We start from the raw sequence: 17,999 nt of genomic DNA on the forward strand, positions 1-17,999 counted from the left end.
TATTTAATAAGATATAGCTAGCGGAGGGAGGGATAATAGATGTCAGAAATTAAAGTTGGAGAAAACGAAACTCTTGAAAGTGCATTAAGAAGATTCAAGAGAAAATGCGCAAGGGCTGGTGTTCTTTCTGAGGTTAGAAAAAGAGAGCATTATGAAAAGCCAAGTGTAAGGAGAAAGAAGAAATCTGAAGCTGCAAGAAAAAGAAAATTTAAATAGAACTCTTTGAAAGAAGGGACCGATATGCCACTTAAAGATAGACTTCAGGAAGATTGGAAGCAAGCTTTAAAGGCTAAGGACAAATTTAGAGCAGACACTATTAGCAGTGCTAGAGCAGCTATATTACAGGTTGAAAAAAACCAAGGCGCTGCTAGTGTTGATGATGATACTATCATTGAAATTTTAGCTAAGGAAGTAAAACAAAGGCGAGAAGCCATTATCGAATTTGAAAAAGGAAACAGACAAGATCTTGTAGATAAGGCTAATGCTGAAATCGAGATTTTGCTAAGTTACCTTCCTCAGCAGCTAAGTGAAGATGAAATATATGAAATAGTACGAGTAACAGCCACAGAAGTTGGGGCAAATAGCATGAAGGATATGGGAAGATTAATGTCTGCAGTCATGGAAAGAGTAAAAGGCCGGGCTGAAGGCAAGGTTGTTAGTACCATAGTTAAAGAGCATTTAAGCAAATAATCAATGTACAAAAGGAATATCCATAAGGATATTCCTTTCTTATCTTTTTTGTGAATATAATTTTTCGTTCTACAAATGTATGGTTATTAGAATTATAGCAATATTTTCCTGTGTTCCTTGATAAATAATAAAAAGTATATATAATATAGTAAATTATAACTTTTATATAAGTATAAAATATTATTTGAAGGTGGTTTGATATATGAGATAAGAAGAGATGTTTATATTGTAGTAAAGTAATAAGTAATGAAAGAAATTACTATAATATGAAAAGTTTCTGTAATGAGCAATGCAAGAACAACTATGCTGAATTTGAGAAAAGTGTAAGTAGAGTAAAGAAACCAGCCCTAATATCTGTTATATCAATGGTAATTATGATTTTTCTTGGCCTAATATTAACAGCTATTCATAAGGAACTAGGGAAGGTTGTTTTAATTGCAGCCTCAGCAGGAGTCTTTGTGACATTGTGTATATTTCCACTTGCTAACCCTGAATCGGTAAAGCGTTTTGGTGTGAAAAAATCTGTGTGGCTTGTTAGAGTTTATGGAATTTTCATGTTATTATGGATTTTCATAACGAGTTTTGGGTTAATATAAATCTCAACTCTTATCCATGATAATTATATATAATGCCTAAATTTACTGTATAGTCATTTATTTTATCCATAATTCATAAATTAGTATGAAAGTATTTTTTGAGGTGAAATTGTGGAGGACAAAATAAATAAGGCTAAGGAAAGTCTTGCAAACCAATTGGATTTGCCTAGAGATGTAATGTTGAATATACCTAAGATAAGCGTTACAGGAAATAATGAAATTACAATAGAAAATCATAAGGGGATAGTTTTTTTTGGTGATAAGGAAGTAAGAATAAATTCAAATGTAGGTTTAATATCCATTTTAGGAGAGGAATTTGAGATCTTATTTTTAGGTGGAAGCACTATAACCATAAGTGGCAAATTTAAAACAATCAATTATGAGAGGGATATGCTATGAGTTTAGGAAAGTATGCTAGTGGTGTTGTAAAAATTAAGATTCAAGCAATTGCTCCTGAAAGGATTATAAACCTATTTTGGAAAAGTGATATTAAAGTAAGAAATATAACTAGAATAGATATAAGCACAATTATTATGGACATTGATTGGAAGGATTATAATAAAATCAAGGAGTTGTGCAGTAAAACAGATGCTAGAGTGACTGTTTTAGGAAGAAAAGGCGTACTTTTTTATTTATTACTAGTAAAAAGGCACTTATCCCTAATAGGGGGCTGTGTTTTTTTTGTAGCTGTTATGCTCTTTCTTTCTACTTTTATATGGTCTATAGAAATAGAATCAGATAAGTATTTAAGCCCCTATGAAATCCGTCAGAAGTTGTATAGTTATGGCATAAAACCTGGTATTTTAAAAAGTAAGATTGATGTTAAGGCTTTAGAGGATAAAATGTTAAAAGATAGTGATAATATAATGTATTTTAGAGCTAGAATTGAGGGGGCAACATTGAAAATAGCGGTGGGAGAACGTGTGGAACCTCCACAGATTGAGGAAGCTAAGGAAAGCGGTGATATAGTTGCCGCAATGGACGGACAAGTTATAGAAATATTTTCAACGGCTGGAACACCTGTGGTGGAACCAGGAGACATAGTTAAGAAAGGACAAGTACTTATTAAGGGAGAACAAGGTAAAGAGGGAGCTACCTATCCAGTACATGCAGAGGGGAAAGTGATTGCTAAGACCTTTCATGAGTATGAGAAAGAAATGCAAATTAGTGGTCAACGTTCAGAACCGACAGGTAATACAATTAAAAATGCATACATAGAAGTTTTAGGGAAAAAAATTTATCTTAAAAAGAGTTTAAATAAATTTACCAACTATGATAGAATATTAGATGATAAGGGACATATAAAATATGAAATTTATAATGAAATAAAAACTATCTACTTTAATTTAGATCCTCAAGAGCTTGCGGATAAAACTTCCGAAGAATTTCTTAAAAAAACTATGGAATCCTTTGATAAGTCTGCTAAACTTATAGATAAAACAGTGGATAAGGAAGTGAATGAAGAATATTTAAAGCTTAGGATGGTTTTTGTGGTGGAAATGGATATAGCAAAGGAGCAAAGTGTTGAATAAATTAAAAAGCAAGAGAAGGTGAAAAGGTGAAGGTAAGAAAAAAGAAGAAAAGAGATAAACTAAATTTCATAAATAAAATAACTATTTTTATATTAACTTTTATAGTACTGTTTGTCACATTAATAACCTCTTTAATTTCGCCTAAGTATACCTTAGAAGCTGGGGATATTGCTAAAGCAGATATTAAGGCACCTAGAGAAGTTCAAGATAAAATAGCTACAGAAGAGAAGTATGAACAGATTAAAAAAAGTATTAATCCACAGTATACTAAGGATAATGAAGTTAAAAACAAAATCACAGAAAATATAAATTTGCTTTTTACAACTCTTAAGGGGCTACAATCAGCTACCATTGATAATAATTCTAAAATTAATGAATTGAAAAATAAAACCAATATAGATTTACCTAATGAATTATACATTGAATTATTAGAACTTACTGATGATAAGCAAAAAGAATTACAAAGTGCTTTAGTTTCAGCCATAAGTGAGGTTTATGACTATAGTAATATAGAAAGTAAGGATGAAGAGTTAAAAAGTGCTATTAATGATGTATTAAACAAGTTGGATAATTCGAATTTATCACAGTCTTTGAAGAACTTGGGTAAAGCTATAGTTGAAAGTGACAATTTTATTAAACCAAATTTCTATATAGATGAAGAAGCAACAGAAAAACTAGTGAGTGAAGCTTTAAAAAATGTTGAGCCGGTGATAATAAAAAAAGATCAGCTGATAGTTAAGTATGGAGAGCCCGTTACAGAAAATCAAATAGAAGTTTTAAAGGAATTAGGGTTGTTAAACAATAATTCATTAATCCAATGGCGTTTGTATTTAAGCTTAAGTGTACTTATTTTTAGCGTAATGATATTGCAGTGGTACTATATATATCGTTTTTCTAATTCCATATATAGAGAAAATAAGATTTTAATATTAATAAATGGGTTGAATTGCTTTTCTCTAATTTTAGCAAGAATAATTGGTATAGCATCACCATTTTTAATTCCTTTCACTGCATGGCCGCTTTTAATGACGCTACTTGTAAACTATAAAGTGTCACTAGTAATAAATGCTTTAAATATAATATTACTGAGTTGTAGCTTGGGCTTTAATGTAGAAGCCATTATATTAGCTATAGTTAATACTGTTTTAGGAGCTATAGTTTTAAAGAAGGTGCAAAACAGGAACAATATTTTTTATTCAACTATACTTATATTAGTAGTTAATGTCATATGCACCTTGAGTATAGGATCTATATTAAGTAATAATTTTGTTGAAGTATTAAAGAGAGGTGGTTTTGCAGCGGTAGGTAGCTTAACCTCTGTAGTTTTGACAGTGGGACTCTTGCCTTTCTTTGAAGTTACCTTTAATATTGTAACGGATATGAAGCTCTTAGAATTGGCAAATCCTAATCAGCCTTTATTAAGAAGACTATTAGTAGAAGCACCAGGAACCTATTATCATAGTATACTAGTAGCAAATTTAGCAGAAGTTGCGGCGGAGGAAGTAGGAGCCAATTCTACCTTAGCAAGAGTAGGCGCTTACTATCATGATATAGGCAAAATGAAGCGACCATACTTTTTTAAAGAAAATCAAATGGGGACGGAAAATCCGCATGATAAAATAGCCGCAAACTTAAGTGCATTAATTATTACTTCTCACGTTAAAGATGGATTGCAGCTGGCTAAGGAATATAAACTACCTCTTAGCATACAAGAAATTATTGAGCAGCATCATGGAAATACACTGGTTAAGTATTTTTATATTACTGCAAAAAATGTAGCTGAAAATATAGAGGATATAAAAGAGGAGGATTTCAGATACCCAGGTCCAATCCCTAGATCCAAAGAAGCAGCTATCATAATGTTAGCAGACAGCACCGAAGCAGCGGTTAGATCCTTAAAGGATTTTTCTAGCGAAGGGGTTAAGGATATGGTTGATAAAATTTTTAAAGATAAGCTTAATGATGGACAGTTAAATGGTTGCGATTTAACCTTTTTAGATTTAGAAAAAATTAAGAAAGTCTTTCTAAAAACATTAACCGGTATGTATCATCAAAGAATAGAATACCCTGAAGACAAACGAATGTTGAAAACTGAGGAGGACAAGAATGATATACGTTGAAAACATGCAAAATAAAATTAATTGGAGTGAGGAAGAAGAAATTAACCTTAAAGAAGTTATAGATTTTGCCTTACGAGAAGAAGGATTAAATCATCCTTATCAGGTTAGTGTCTTGTTGGTGAATAATGATGAAATTAAAGACATTAATGGCAAACATAGAAAAATAGATAAGGTTACGGATGTATTGTCTTTCCCGCTTTTAGATTATCCAGAGGGAAAGGTTTTTAAAGAAATATATGGAAGTAATAACTTTCATGAAAGTATGTTGGATGATGGAGAGCTAGTTCTAGGTGATATCGTTCTTTCTTTGGAAAGGGCAATGGAGCAAAGTGTTGAGTATGGGCATTCATTTAAAAGGGAGATTTCCTATTTAGTTATACATTCTGTTTTGCACCTTTTAGGTTATGATCATATAAAAGAAGAGGATAAGATGCGAATGAGAGAAAGAGAAGAATATATATTATCTAGGTTTAATATTTATAGAGATTGATGTATGAGGAGTTGCTATGAAGATTAAAAAGCTTGTAGATAGTTTTAATTATGCCATTGAGGGAATAATATATGCAGTAAGGACACAAAGAAATATGAGGATACATATGGCTGTGGCCTTGTGCGTATTGACTGCTTGTTTCTTTTATGATCTTAACAAAATGGAATTGCTAATTATAGCTATTACTATAACTATGGTAATTGCAGCGGAACTAATAAATACAGCAATAGAAAGTGCCATAGATGCCACCACCAATTATTATCATCCATTAGCAAAGATTGCAAAAAATACTGCTGCAGGGGCAGTGTTAGTCACAGCTATAAATGCAGTTATCGTAGGATATATAATCTTTTGGGATAAACTTACAGTTATAACTTTTGTGGTTATTAATAAAATAAAGCAGTCTAATCCTTATATGATTTTATTAGTATTAGTAATAGTGTGTATTGCTACTATAGTTGTAAAGGCTATCTATGGAGAAGGAACGCCTCTTCGAGGTGGTATGCCGAGTGGACACAGCACAATTTCTTTCTCTATAGCTACTATTATTGCTTTGATTACTGAGGAACCATTATGTATAATGTTGAGTTACTTATTAGCCTTTATAGTAGCACAAAGCAGGGTTGATTCAGAAACTCATTCTATACTGGAAGTTACAGTAGGAGCTTTATTTGGAACACTACTAACTTTGTTTATATTCAGGATATTTACTTAGTTTCATAAGAAGTTGCAAAGATTTCATTTAGTGCTATAATTTAAACAACGAGGTGTTTATATGGATTACGAAAGACTGATAAAAGAAGCTATAGAAGCTAGAAATAGAGCATATGCGCCTTATTCAAATTTTTATGTAGGAGCTGCAGTTTTAACACAGGATGGTAAAATTTACACCGGTTGTAATATTGAAAATGCCTCCTATGGTGCTACAAATTGCGCTGAAAGAACTGCTATATTTAAAGCGGTATCTGAAGGAAGTAAAACTGTTACCGCTGTGGCTATAGTAGGAGATTTAAATAGTTTTACCTATCCTTGCGGTATATGTAGGCAAGTTATTGTGGAGTTTGCATTAGATGAAAATATAGATATAATATTGGCGAAAAATGAAAAAGAATATATAATAGTAAAACTAAAAGAAATTTTACCGGGAGCCTTTACTAAAAGGGATCTGGATAAGGAGAAGAGAGACTAATGTTTAAATCAGGATACGTAACAATTATAGGCAGGCCCAATGTTGGTAAGTCTACTTTAATAAACAAGATAATGGGGGAAAAATTAGTTATTGTTTCTAATAAACCTCAAACTACTAGAAATAATATACATACCATATTAACTAAAGAAAATTATCAAATTATCTTTGTGGATACTCCTGGTTTGCATAAACCACGACATAAGCTTGGAGAGGTTATGGTTAAAAGTGCTAAGGAGTCACTAAAAAATGTAGATCTCATACTGTTTTTGACCACTCCCGATGTTGAAATTGGAAAAGGGGACTCTATGATTCTTGAAGAATTGAGAGGAATTAATAAACCTGTCTTCTTAGTATTGAATAAAATAGATGAAAATACCCCAGAAAGGGTAGCTAAAACTTTACAAACTTATGGTGATTATTTTGACTTTAAAGAGTTTATACCAATATCTGCATTGAAGGGTAAAAATGTGGATACTCTAATTAATCTTATTGTAGATAATCTACCAGAGGGACCAATGTATTATCCTGAAGATATGGTAGCAGATGTGCAAGAAAGATTTATTATTTCTGAAATTATAAGAGAAAAGGCTTTAAGATCTTTGAGCGAGGAAGTACCTCACGGCATTGCAGTGGAGATAATTTCTTTTAAAAAGGACGAAAACAACAAAATTAATATAGAGGTGAATATGCTTTGTGAGAAGGATTCTCATAAAGGCATTATCATTGGAAAAGAAGGAAAAATGCTTGCAAAAATAAAGAAGACTGCAAAGGCAGATATAGAAAAGCTTTTAGGAAGAAAGGTCAACTTAAATATATGGGTAAAAGTTAGAAAAGAGTGGAGAGATAATCCCGCATATTTAAAGGATTTAGGATATAATCTAAAGAAATAGAATTTTACATTTAATGATTAACTAGGGGATGATTTTCTGTCGGTATTTAGTTGCAAAGCAGTTGTATTAAAGGAACTTGATTATAAGGAAAATGATAAAATAGTGTGGCTTTACTCTGATAAGCTTGGAAAGATATCTGCTATTGCAAAAGAGGCTAAAAAAAGTAAAAGTAAATTATTTTCTATTACCCTACCTTTTTGTTTTGGTGAGTATAATTTATACAAAGGTAAAAGTATGTATGTGTTAACTGAAGGAAAGATTATTGAATCTTTTCAAGGTTTTTTGAAGGATTTAGATCTTTTAACCTACGCTTCTTATTTGTGTGAGCTAATAGATATTTCAACTGTAGATGAGGAAAGCAATAGTTACTTATTTAAAATTCTTGTGAGCACCTTGTACTTACTTAATACCCAAGCGGTGGATATAGATACTTTGCTTAGAGTTTATGAATTAAATGTATTAAAAGCTACAGGATATGGAATAAATTTAGATAATTGTAGCATATGTAGGAAGAAGATAGAGCAAAGTGAATATATCAGCTTACAATATCATGGTGGAGTTTGTTATGAATGTCCTAAAGACATGAGCTTTAAAATAAGTAAACCTGCCTATAAGGTTTTAAAGGTGTTAAATAACATTTCAATTGAAAATATATATAGATTAACAATACCTAAGGATATAAAAAAAGAACTAGAAAAATTACTCAAAATTTTTATTACTAATAACTTTTCTAGAGCACCAAAAAGCCTACAAATTCTTAATTTTATAAAGGAGAGTGAAGATAATGAGCGATATTACTCTTGAGAAAGTAGACTTAGTAAAAGAAAGAACAGGAGTTTCTTATACAGAAGCAAAAGAAGCTCTAGAAGCCAGCGATGGCGATGTAGTAGATGCATTGGTTTACATTGAAAACAAGAAAAAGAACAAAGGGGCCTTCTATCAAACAAAAGAAGAATTTATAAATTGGATTAAGGACATAATTAATAAGGGAAATGTTACTAGAATTAGAATTAAAAAAGATGATAATGTTATAGTAGATTTACCGGTTACAGCAGGTATAGCCGTTACTGGATTGACAGCTATACTATCTGCACCACTATTAGCTATAGGTGTAGTTAGTGCTGTTGTAACCAAAGTAACAGTAGAAATTACTAAAGAGGATGGATCCGTTGAAGTAGTAAATAAGTATATAAAGAGTACAGTGGGAGATGTTAAGGATAAGATTGGAAATCTCTCAGAAAAGCTAGGTGGGGTAGCAGAAGAAGTTAAGGGCGTTATTAACGATGTAGCCGATGATATTATGGAGAAATTAAAGAATAAGGGTAATAATATCAAGGATGATAATATTTCCGAAGAAAATGTCTATAAATATACTGTGGATTTTGAAGAAGTTGAAGAGAACAATGAAGAAGAAAGTGACAAACAAAACTAATTTGTATATAATTAAAGGTGGTAAATTTAAATTACCTAAAATTCAATAATTACTATAGATTAATCACAATTACGTGATATAATAGAATAGTAATTAGATAATTGTTAACAAAACTTTCCAAGAGAAAGTGTTTTTATAACTTTCTCTTGGAATTATGAGGCTAAGGCTTTTGAAAGGAAGGTGCCAGTTATTAATTATACACCTAGGCAGGAACAAATAATTACTATTGTTAAGAATAATGGGCCTATTACTAGCAAAGCTATAGCGACTATGTTAGGATTAACAAGATCTGCTCTTCGATCAGACCTTTCAGTTTTGACCATGAGCGGCATATTAGAAGCTAGACCTAAGGTAGGGTACATATATTCTGAAAAGCAAGCGGGGAATCCCTTACTTGATTGTATTATGAACATAAAAGTAAAGGACATTATGTCAAAGGCTGTTACTGTAAGCGAAGAAGCTACCATATACGATGCTATAGTTCATCTATTCTTGAATGATGTAGGTACTTTGTTTGTAGTAAACAAGGGGTTACTTATAGGAGCAGTTTCAAGAAAGGATTTTCTTAAAATAGCAATAGGAAATACAGATATTCATAAAGTTCCTGTAGGTATAATAATGACAAGGATGCCTAATATAGTCTTTATTGAAGAAGAAGATAGTGCCTATTTAGCTGCACAACGAATTATTGATCGGGAAGTAGATAGCTTACCAGTAGTGAAAAGGGAGTTTGATGGTACAAAAGAAACCTATAAAGTGGTTGGTAAAGTATCAAAAACCAATATAACAAAATTATTTGTGACACTGGGACAAAATAAGTAGGTTAAGTTTGAGCTAACCGGGACTAAACACGTCCCGTTAGTATATAGATTATTACATATCGGAGGAGTGTTATAATGGAAAACAAGAAGTATGTTTACCTTTTTAGTGAAGGTTCCGAAGATCAAAAGGAACTTTTAGGCGGAAAAGGTGCTAATCTTGCTGGTATGACAAAATTAGGTATACCAGTTCCACAAGGTTTTACAGTTACAACAGAAGCTTGTAACAAGTATTATGATGATGGTAAGAAGATATCTGATGAAGTTGTAAATCAGATCTATGCTGCTATGGCAGAACTAGAAAAAATCACTGGAAAGGAATTTGGTGGAACTAACGATCCACTATTAGTATCCGTTAGATCTGGTGCTAGAGTTTCTATGCCAGGTATGATGGACACAATCCTTAACCTTGGATTAAATGACGAAACTGTTGAAGTTTTAGCTGCTAAAACTAACAATCCAAGATTTGCCTATGACTCATACAGAAGATTCATCCAAATGTTTGCAGACGTTGTTATGGGCGTTGAGAAGAGATTATTCGAAGATCTTCTTGATAAAATGAAAGAGGAAAATGGATATAAGTTAGATACAGACTTAACTGCTGATGACTTAAAGGTATTAGTAAAACAGTTTAAGGAATTATACAAGAAGGAAAAGGGAGAAGAGTTCCCAACAGATCCTAAGGTACAGTTAATAGAAGCTGTAACTGCTGTATTTAGATCATGGGATAACCCAAGAGCTAATGTTTACAGAAGATTAAATGACATTCCTTCAAACTGGGGAACTGCTGTTAACGTTCAGCAGATGGTATTCGGTAATAAGGGAGAAAATTCCGGTACAGGTGTTGCTTTCTCAAGAAACCCATCCACTGGAGAAAAGAAAATCTATGCTGAATACTTAATGAATGCTCAAGGAGAAGACGTTGTTGCTGGTATCAGAACTCCAGAAGATATCTCAACTCTTGAAAAGAGAAATAAGGCTGTTTACGATGAATTCATGGCTATCGTAAATAAGCTTGAACAACACTACAAAGACATGCAGGATATGGAGTTTACAATTGAAGAAGGTAAACTTTACTTCCTACAGACTAGAAATGGTAAGAGAACTGCTCAGGCTGCATTAAAGATAGCTGTTGACTTAGTTGAAGAAGGTCTAATCACTAAGGAAGAAGCTATTTTAAAGGTTGATCCAAAGCAACTTGATACATTACTTCACCCAACATTTGATGCTGATGCATTAAAGAAAGCAACAGTTATAGCTAAGGGACTTCCAGCTTCACCAGGAGCAGCTGCTGGTAAGATAGCATTTACAGCTCAAGAAGCTAAGGAAAGACATGAAGCTGGTGAAAAGGTTGTTCTTGTAAGATTAGAAACTTCACCAGAAGATATCGAAGGTATGATTGCTGCTGAAGGTATACTAACTGTAAGAGGTGGTATGACTTCTCACGCTGCAGTTGTTGCTAGAGGTATGGGTGCATGCTGCGTTGCTGGTTGCGGTGACATAAAGGTTAACGAAGAAGAAAGATACATTGAAGTTGGTGGAAAGAAATACACTGAAAATGATTGGATCTCTATAGATGGAACTACAGGAAATGTTTATGGAGAAGCTATTGCTACAGTTGAGCCAGAAATCTCCGGATACTTCGGAACATTCATGGCTTGGGCTGATGAAATAAGAGCATTAAAGGTTAGAACAAATGCTGATACACCACATGATGCACAGACTGCTGTTAAGTTTGGAGCAGAAGGTATCGGTCTTTGCAGAACTGAGCATATGTTCTTTGCTGAAGACAGAATACCAGCAGTTAGAGAAATGATAGCTGCTAAGAACGAAGAGCAAAGAAGAAAGGCTCTTGCTAAGTTACTTCCAATGCAGAGAGAAGACTTTATCGGTCTTTATGAGGCAATGGAAGGAAGACCTGTTACTATCAGATTCTTGGATCCACCACTACATGAATTCTTACCACATGCTGATGATGAAATAGCAGCTTTAGCTAAGGAAATGGGATTAACTTTCGAAGACTTGAAGGCTACTGTAGAATCATTACATGAATTCAACCCAATGATGGGTCACAGAGGATGCCGTCTAGCTGTATCATATCCAGAAATAGCTGAAATGCAGACTAGAGCCGTTATCGAAGCTGCATTAGCAGTTAATGAAAAGCATCCAGAATACAATGTAGTACCTGAAATAATGATTCCTCTTGTAGGAGAAGTAAAAGAACTTAAGTTTGTTAAGGATGTAGTTGTTAATACTGCTGAAGCTGTTATGGCTGAAAAAGGTAAGAAGATTGAGTACAAAGTTGGTACAATGATCGAAATACCAAGAGCTGCTGTAACTGCTGATGAAATCGCTAAGGAAGCAGAGTTCTTCTCATTCGGTACTAACGACTTAACTCAGATGACATTCGGATTCTCAAGAGATGACGCAAGCAAGTTCTTGAACTACTACTATGATAAGAAGATATACGAACAAGATCCATTTGCTAAGCTTGACCAGACTGGTGTTGGTAAGCTAGTTGAAATGGCAGCTAAACTTGGTAAGTCTACAAGACCAGATATCAAGCTTGGTATTTGTGGAGAGCACGGTGGAGATCCATCATCTGTTGAGTTCTGCCACAATGTAGGATTAAACTATGTATCCTGCTCACCATACAGAGTACCAGTTGCTAGACTTGCTGCTGCACAAGCACAGGTTAAGAACCCAAGAAAGTAATTTAAACAATTTAGAGACTAGAGCTAAGGCTTTAGTCTCTTTTTATATGATTATAAATTTACAAATCTCAAATCTCATATTAGCTATAGTAGTTTAGTGTGAAATTTACTTTCTATGTATTGTTGAAAGTCTCTTATAAATTGCACCTGATATTCTGTTTTTTCAACGGTTTTATTTATTAAAGTTTGGAAGGCCTTCTTATTACACTTTTTTATATTGTTATAATAATCTCTAGAAATTTTCCAATATTTTTGGGGAAAGGCAAGATAGGAAAGAAGGTACTTGTATTCATCTATGCAAAGAGGTCTTTTACTTTCGTAAATTTCTAAACTTTTAATAGCAAGATCTAAATTCCATTTAGTATTGTCTCTTTTTAGTATTCTTCTTAAGAAATAGGATATATCATGAATAGCATAATCAACTTTGCATTTATCAAAATCTATAATCCAAATCTTATTTTCCCTATCGAAGATAATATTCTTATTAACATAATCTAAATGACATAAACAAGTATACATGTCTTTCTGATTTATAGTAGATGAAAGCTTTACTGCTAACTTAGAAAGTAATAAATTATTATCAAAGCTGTTTAAAAAGGTTTTCGAAAAACGGTCCTTGTACTTAAAGGCTAAGTTGGAACAGTTAAGTAATTGATTAAAGTGTTTTTGAATAGATATACCTAAATTATCACAAGCTTTTCTAGGGGCACTTCCTTCAATAGGTATGAAATTTTCTGTACTGTTATGGATGTCTGCTAATAATGAAATAGAGTCAAATATATTATTTGGGATGTCGTAGCTGCATTTTGTCCCTTCAATCCAAGGGGTAAGAATAAATAGCATTCCATTGAACTCTACAAATCTACTATTAGATTTTGTAGGAAGTAGTCTTGGAACATTTATACCATTTCTATAAAGCCATTCTATAGCTGAATATACAAAAAGTAATTCTTCTTTGCTCAAATATACTTTTTTTAGGCAGTAGATTTCATTAAGATGCATAACCTTAAATACAGCTCGTTGTCTTATGGAATCTTTAAACTTAATTTGCTCTATTTCAGCCCTTTGAAGGCCATAATGAGTAAGTACTTGGCTTTTTAAAGTGCCTTCAGAAAAGTCGCTATAGTTGTATGAATGAGCTTCATTAGGCATAGAAAAACCTCCTATAAAGGATTATATTATTAAGATATTATGGCTTTCATGGTAATATACATAATCTTGTGGAAAAATATTAAAAGTCCTTATTAATAGAAAATTTCATATATGCAAAAGAGGAATAATAGTTATTATTAATGGTTTTAACAAATAAAGTTGTTAATAGTTTTGATGTAAAAAAAAGAGGACTTTTAGCCTTTTTAGCGAATATTCAATTGAGGTGGTTTAATGAGCATAAGGGAGAGGATTGAACAAGCTGAAAAATTATCTTGTTGCAAGGTTGCTCAACTTTCTTGCAATGCGGGGCCTAGAGAACGGGAAGAAGAAAAAGATGAAGTTAGAACTGACTATATGGTGGATAGAGATAGAATAATTCATAGTAAATCCTTTAGGCGTCTGAAGCATAAAACTCAAGTTTATATAAAAACTTGGGGAGACCATTATCGAACTAGGCTTACCCACACTTTAGAAGTAGCACAAATTGCGAAAACTATAGGAAGAGCTATTGGATTAAATGAAGATCTTATAGAAGCTATAGCTCTAGGTCATGATATTGGACATGTTGCCTTTGCTCATAATGGCGAAGAAGTACTTGACAGCTTGTTGCCCAATGGATTTAAACATAATGAAAACAGTGTAAGGGTATTAAAAAAGCTGGAAGGCAGTGGATTGGGGTTAAATCTTACACCAGAGGTTTTAGATGGAATTTTATATCATAGCGGCTTTTCCGGCAAAGGTAAAAAGGCTTACACCTTAGAGGGGCAAGTGGTTAAGTATAGCGATAAGATTGCATATGTAAATCATGATATAGATGATTCCATAAGAGCAGGACTGCTAAAAATAGAAGACTTGCCAGCAAGTATTATAAATACACTTGGAGATACCCACAGCAAAAGAATTGATACCCTAGTAAAAGATTGCATTTATACCACCCTAAAAAATATAGAGAAAGGTATTTTTGAGGTAGGTCTTAGTAATAACATTGAAAAAGAATTCATAGCATTGAGAAGTTTTTTATTCGAAAATATATACAAGGGGCACACATTAAAGGTAGAGAGAGACAAAGCTAAATTTGTTCTATCTCAAGTATTTCAATTTTTTTACAAAAACCCTGAAAAGTTGCCGGATTTTTATAAGAAAATTGTCAAGGAAGAAGGCTTACATCAAGGAGTGGCAGATTATATTTCAGGAATGAGTGATGACTATTGTCTGTACTTATTTAACGATATTTATGTTCCTAAATTAGTTATATACTAAAAATTAGGAATATTTTATAGTATTTAGAGGGAAAGATATAATCTGAGTGATATTATTTGATGGCAATAATATAATACAATGTGGTTTTATTTATTAATATTAATCGAACAGAAATTATGAAATATAAAAAATAATTTATAAAGAAGGAATCTAGCTTTTTGTGTCGAATATAATAAAACTTGTGGGTTAGTTCCTAATTTTAATAGATAGGTGGGAAAGGTTTCATTGAGGATACCTGATGAAATAATCCAAAAAGTTAAAAATGAAAATGATGTGGTCGATATAGTTTCAGAAGTTGTAAGACTTAAAAGAAGTGGCAGAAACTATATGGGGCTATGTCCTTTTCATAAAGAAAAAACCCCTTCTTTTAGTGTTTCGCCAGATAAACAAATTTATAAGTGTTTTGGTTGTGGTGAAACCGGTAATGTCTTTACCTTTTTAATGAAGTATAGAAATATGGACTTTATAGAAGCAGTAAAATATTTGGCTGACAGAGCAAATATAGCTATTGAGTATGATGATGACAAAACAAGAGCTTTTGAACAAGAAAAAAATAGGCTCTACAAGCTAAATGTAGAAGCAGCAAGATTCTTCTATAGCAATTTGGTGAAGAGTAAAAAGGCTCAAGAATATTTTAGGGCTAGGGGTATCTCTGTAAGTACTATGAAAAGATTTGGATTAGGATTTGCACCAGATTCTTGGCATAGCTTGCATAATGCGCTTAAGGCAAAAGGTTATACTGAACTTGATATGTTAAACCTAGGACTCATAATTAAAAGCGAAAAGGGAAATATGTATGATAGGTTTAGAAATAGAGTTATATTTCCAGTTTTTGATTATAGTGGTAGGGTTATAGGCTTTGGAGGAAGAGTGCTGGATGATTCTAAGCCCAAATATCTTAATTCTCCTGAAAGCTTAATATTTCAAAAAGGCGTAAATCTATATGGACTTAATTTTGCATTAAAGAATAACAAAGATAGAACTTTTATTATCGTGGAGGGATATATGGACTGTATTTCTCTGCACCAATATGGTATAACCAACGTTGTAGCATCCTTAGGAACGGCACTAACTGAAAGGCAAGCAAAGCTTTTAAGAAGATACGCAGATAAGATTATTATGTCTTATGATGCAGATGGTGCTGGCCAGGCTGCCACTATTAGGGGAATGGAAGTTTTAAGAAAGGAAGGGCTTGATGTTAGGATATTAACGATACCTTCTGGAAAAGATCCTGATGAATTTATACGAGCCAATGGAAAGGAAGCCTTTTTAAGGCTAATTGACAATGCTTTGCCCTTGCTTGATTACAAAATTAAAAAGGCAGCAGAGGGAGTTAATTTTAACGATAGTGAGGAAGTAATCAAGTATATTAAAAAAGTGACAGATGTATTAGCGGAATTGAATCCTGTGGAAAAAGATGTTTATATAAAAAAGATTTCTCAGGATACAGGAATTAAAGAACAGGCTATTTATGATTTGCTTAAAGGACAATTAAATAACGGTTCCGATGAAGCTAATAGTATGAATACTATACCATCTTTTGGACAAAAATTATATGTGGAACCGGCTCATATCAAGGCGGAGAGAAATTTGTTAAAATTGATGAGCATTAATGATGAATGTTGTAAGTATATAATTGAGAATTTAAGTAAAGATATGTTTATAATGGAGGGTCATAAAAAAATATTTGATTTAATAGTAGAAGGTAAAAACAATGAAGTAACTGATCTTAATAAATATGTAGAAGATAGATGCGATGATGCTGAAAGTTCTAAGGAATGGGTTGAAATAAGTGATTTAGAACTAATAGAAGATGATTATGAAAATAAGCAACTTATTATAGATTACATTGATGAAATTAAAAGATATCAACTTGAAAACTCAAAAAAGCAAATTATTGAAAAAATTAGAGAGTGCGAAGCTAAGGGCATGATAGAAGAATCCTTAAAACTGGCACAGGAACTAATAGAAATCAAAAGAAAAATGGAAAAGTCGTAGTTCTGCGGAAGGAGGTTACAATATGAAAGACAAAGATGCTAAAATGGCTATCGTTAAGAAACTTATTGATAAAGGAAAAAAGAATGGCTCACTAACTTATAAAGAAATCATGGATGAATTAGATGAGATTGAATTAAGCCCTGAACAAATTGAAAAAATATATGAAGTTTTAGAATCCATGGGGATAGACGTTATAGGGGATATGGGAGACATGGAAGTAACCGAGGAGGATCTTGATTTATCCATACCAGAAGGTATAGCCATAGATGATCCCGTAAGAATGTATTTAAAAGAAATAGGTAAGGTACCTTTGTTAACATCAGAAGAGGAAATAGAATTAGCTATTAGGATTGAACAGGGAGATGTAGCTGCTAAGAAGAAGTTAGCAGAAGCTAATCTTAGATTGGTTGTAAGCATAGCTAAGCGTTATGTAGGTAGAGGCATGTTATTTTTGGATTTAATCCAAGAAGGAAATTTAGGATTAATAAAAGCAGTAGAGAAGTTTGATTTTAGAAAAGGCTTTAAGTTTAGTACTTATGCTACATGGTGGATAAGACAGGCAATAACTAGAGCAATTGCTGATCAGGCTAGAACTATTAGAATACCAGTGCATATGGTTGAAACTATAAATAAACTTATTAGAGTTTCAAGACAATTGTTACAGGAATTAGGTAGAGAACCTCTGCCAGAAGAAATTGCGCAGATTATGGAAATGCCTGTAGACAAAGTGCGAGAAATTATGAAAATTGCTCAAGAGCCAGTTTCCTTAGAAACTCCAATAGGAGAAGAAGAAGATAGTCATTTGGGCGACTTTATTCCGGATGATGAAGCTCCAGCTCCTGCAGAGGCTGCAGCTTTTACAATGTTAAAGGAGCAGTTGATAAATGTACTAGATACACTTACTCCTAGAGAAGAAAAAGTACTTAGATTAAGATTTGGTTTAGATGATGGAAGAGCAAGAACTCTCGAAGAAGTAGGTAAAGAGTTTAATGTAACAAGAGAAAGAATAAGACAGATAGAAGCTAAAGCACTAAGAAAACTTAGACACCCAAGTAGAAGTAAAAAATTAAAAGACTATCTTGATTAAAATTTCAAAGTACCTTTCAATAAAAATGCTA

18 protein-coding genes are annotated in these 17,999 nt (G+C 32.8%); 17 read left to right on the top strand and 1 reads right to left on the bottom strand.

Annotated elements, in window-relative coordinates; translation table 11 throughout:
* The first annotated feature begins 39 nt into the window (after positions 1–39).
* The 14 genes from rpsU to ppdK all read left to right on the top strand — a co-directional run bounded on the left by rpsU (position 40) and on the right by ppdK (position 12,472).
* The gene (rpsU, locus tag N3C_RS02170) at positions 40–216 is read left to right on the top strand and encodes a 30S ribosomal protein S21 (RefSeq protein WP_074364434.1); all 177 of its coding nucleotides are present in this window, start codon (positions 40–42) and stop codon (positions 214–216) included.
* Between the two features lie 24 nt (positions 217–240).
* On the top strand, positions 241–690 hold the full coding sequence (locus N3C_RS02175) for a GatB/YqeY domain-containing protein (protein WP_074364435.1): 450 nt from the start codon (positions 241–243) through the stop codon (positions 688–690).
* A 266-nt stretch (positions 691–956) separates the two neighbouring features.
* The gene (locus tag N3C_RS02180; RefSeq protein ID WP_074364436.1) at positions 957–1,286 is read left to right on the top strand and encodes a hypothetical protein; all 330 of its coding nucleotides are present in this window, start codon (positions 957–959) and stop codon (positions 1,284–1,286) included.
* A 111-nt stretch (positions 1,287–1,397) separates the two neighbouring features.
* On the top strand, positions 1,398–1,685 hold the full coding sequence (gene yqfC / locus N3C_RS02185; protein WP_074364437.1) for a sporulation protein YqfC: 288 nt from the start codon (positions 1,398–1,400) through the stop codon (positions 1,683–1,685).
* The gene (gene yqfD, locus N3C_RS02190) at positions 1,682–2,818 is read left to right on the top strand and encodes a sporulation protein YqfD (RefSeq protein WP_074364438.1); all 1,137 of its coding nucleotides are present in this window, start codon (positions 1,682–1,684) and stop codon (positions 2,816–2,818) included. The genes yqfC and yqfD overlap by 4 nt, the downstream gene beginning before the upstream one ends.
* A 26-nt stretch (positions 2,819–2,844) precedes the next feature.
* Positions 2,845–4,938 (top strand): HD family phosphohydrolase, encoded by a 2,094-nt coding sequence (locus N3C_RS02195; protein WP_074364439.1) that lies wholly within the window; start codon positions 2,845–2,847, stop codon positions 4,936–4,938.
* Complete coding sequence (ybeY, locus tag N3C_RS02200) at positions 4,925–5,428, top strand: rRNA maturation RNase YbeY (protein WP_074364440.1); 504 nt, start codon at positions 4,925–4,927, stop codon at positions 5,426–5,428. Before N3C_RS02195 ends, ybeY begins: the two co-directional genes overlap by 14 nt.
* Positions 5,429–5,444: 16 nt before the next feature.
* Positions 5,445–6,143, top strand: a complete 699-nt coding sequence (locus N3C_RS02205; RefSeq protein WP_074364441.1) for a diacylglycerol kinase — start codon at positions 5,445–5,447, stop codon at positions 6,141–6,143.
* Between the two features lie 60 nt (positions 6,144–6,203).
* On the top strand, positions 6,204–6,617 hold the full coding sequence (locus tag N3C_RS02210) for a cytidine deaminase (RefSeq protein ID WP_074364442.1): 414 nt from the start codon (positions 6,204–6,206) through the stop codon (positions 6,615–6,617).
* Entirely contained in the window at positions 6,617–7,507 is an 891-nt protein-coding gene (era, locus tag N3C_RS02215) for a GTPase Era (RefSeq protein ID WP_074364443.1), read from the top strand. Before N3C_RS02210 ends, era begins: the two co-directional genes overlap by 1 nt.
* 36 nt (positions 7,508–7,543) lie before the next feature.
* Positions 7,544–8,311 (top strand): DNA repair protein RecO, encoded by a 768-nt coding sequence (gene recO / locus N3C_RS02220; RefSeq protein WP_074364444.1) that lies wholly within the window; start codon positions 7,544–7,546, stop codon positions 8,309–8,311.
* The gene (locus N3C_RS02225; protein WP_074364445.1) at positions 8,292–8,939 is read left to right on the top strand and encodes a DUF4342 domain-containing protein; all 648 of its coding nucleotides are present in this window, start codon (positions 8,292–8,294) and stop codon (positions 8,937–8,939) included. The genes recO and N3C_RS02225 overlap by 20 nt, the downstream gene beginning before the upstream one ends.
* Before the next feature lie 180 nt (positions 8,940–9,119).
* Positions 9,120–9,761 (top strand): transcriptional regulator CcpN, encoded by a 642-nt coding sequence (locus tag N3C_RS02230; protein ID WP_074364446.1) that lies wholly within the window; start codon positions 9,120–9,122, stop codon positions 9,759–9,761.
* Between the two features lie 74 nt (positions 9,762–9,835).
* Positions 9,836–12,472 carry a pyruvate, phosphate dikinase gene (gene ppdK, locus N3C_RS02235; protein ID WP_074364447.1) on the top strand — a complete coding sequence of 879 codons (2,637 nt, stop codon included), beginning with the start codon at positions 9,836–9,838 and terminating at the stop codon, positions 12,470–12,472.
* Positions 12,473–12,555: 83 nt separating this feature from the next.
* Here ppdK and N3C_RS02240 read toward each other — a convergent pair whose 3' ends face one another.
* Positions 12,556–13,623: a CotS family spore coat protein gene (locus N3C_RS02240; RefSeq protein ID WP_074364448.1), complete on the bottom strand. Its 1,068-nt coding sequence runs from the start codon at positions 13,621–13,623 to the stop codon at positions 12,556–12,558.
* A gap of 231 nt (positions 13,624–13,854) precedes the next feature.
* Here N3C_RS02240 and N3C_RS02245 point away from each other — a divergent pair, with 231 nt between their 5' ends.
* From N3C_RS02245 to rpoD, 3 genes are all read left to right on the top strand, one after another.
* Positions 13,855–14,883, top strand: coding sequence for a deoxyguanosinetriphosphate triphosphohydrolase (locus tag N3C_RS02245; RefSeq protein WP_074364449.1), 1,029 nt, complete (start codon positions 13,855–13,857; stop codon positions 14,881–14,883).
* A gap of 210 nt (positions 14,884–15,093) precedes the next feature.
* On the top strand, positions 15,094–16,881 hold the full coding sequence (dnaG, locus tag N3C_RS02250; RefSeq protein WP_441294405.1) for a DNA primase: 1,788 nt from the start codon (positions 15,094–15,096) through the stop codon (positions 16,879–16,881).
* A 22-nt stretch (positions 16,882–16,903) separates the two neighbouring features.
* On the top strand, positions 16,904–17,968 hold the full coding sequence (rpoD, locus tag N3C_RS02255; RefSeq protein WP_074364451.1) for an RNA polymerase sigma factor RpoD: 1,065 nt from the start codon (positions 16,904–16,906) through the stop codon (positions 17,966–17,968).
* Positions 17,969–17,999: the final 31 nt, after the last annotated feature.

This window comes from Clostridium sp. N3C (assembly GCF_900095445.1).
GTDB lineage: Bacteria > Bacillota > Clostridia > Clostridiales > Clostridiaceae > Clostridium_AU.

Bases quoted from the DNA above. Each gene is read 5' to 3' on its own strand.
- N3C_RS02245 (WP_074364449.1), top strand. From the start codon at position 13,855: ATGAGCATAAGGGAGAGGATTGAACAAGCTGAAAAATTATCTTGTTGC.
- N3C_RS02225 (WP_074364445.1), top strand. From the start codon at position 8,292: ATGAGCGATATTACTCTTGAGAAAGTAGACTTAGTAAAAGAAAGAACA.
- rpsU (WP_074364434.1), top strand. From the start codon at position 40: ATGTCAGAAATTAAAGTTGGAGAAAACGAAACTCTTGAAAGTGCATTA.
- rpoD (WP_074364451.1), top strand. From the start codon at position 16,904: ATGAAAGACAAAGATGCTAAAATGGCTATCGTTAAGAAACTTATTGAT.
- N3C_RS02180 (WP_074364436.1), top strand. From the start codon at position 957: ATGAAAAGTTTCTGTAATGAGCAATGCAAGAACAACTATGCTGAATTT.
- N3C_RS02210 (WP_074364442.1), top strand. From the start codon at position 6,204: ATGGATTACGAAAGACTGATAAAAGAAGCTATAGAAGCTAGAAATAGA.
- N3C_RS02205 (WP_074364441.1), top strand. From the start codon at position 5,445: ATGAAGATTAAAAAGCTTGTAGATAGTTTTAATTATGCCATTGAGGGA.
- ppdK (WP_074364447.1), top strand. From the start codon at position 9,836: ATGGAAAACAAGAAGTATGTTTACCTTTTTAGTGAAGGTTCCGAAGAT.
- N3C_RS02175 (WP_074364435.1), top strand. From the start codon at position 241: ATGCCACTTAAAGATAGACTTCAGGAAGATTGGAAGCAAGCTTTAAAG.
- yqfD (WP_074364438.1), top strand. From the start codon at position 1,682: ATGAGTTTAGGAAAGTATGCTAGTGGTGTTGTAAAAATTAAGATTCAA.
- ybeY (WP_074364440.1), top strand. From the start codon at position 4,925: ATGATATACGTTGAAAACATGCAAAATAAAATTAATTGGAGTGAGGAA.
- era (WP_074364443.1), top strand. From the start codon at position 6,617: ATGTTTAAATCAGGATACGTAACAATTATAGGCAGGCCCAATGTTGGT.
- N3C_RS02240 (WP_074364448.1), bottom strand. From the start codon at position 13,623: ATGCCTAATGAAGCTCATTCATACAACTATAGCGACTTTTCTGAAGGC.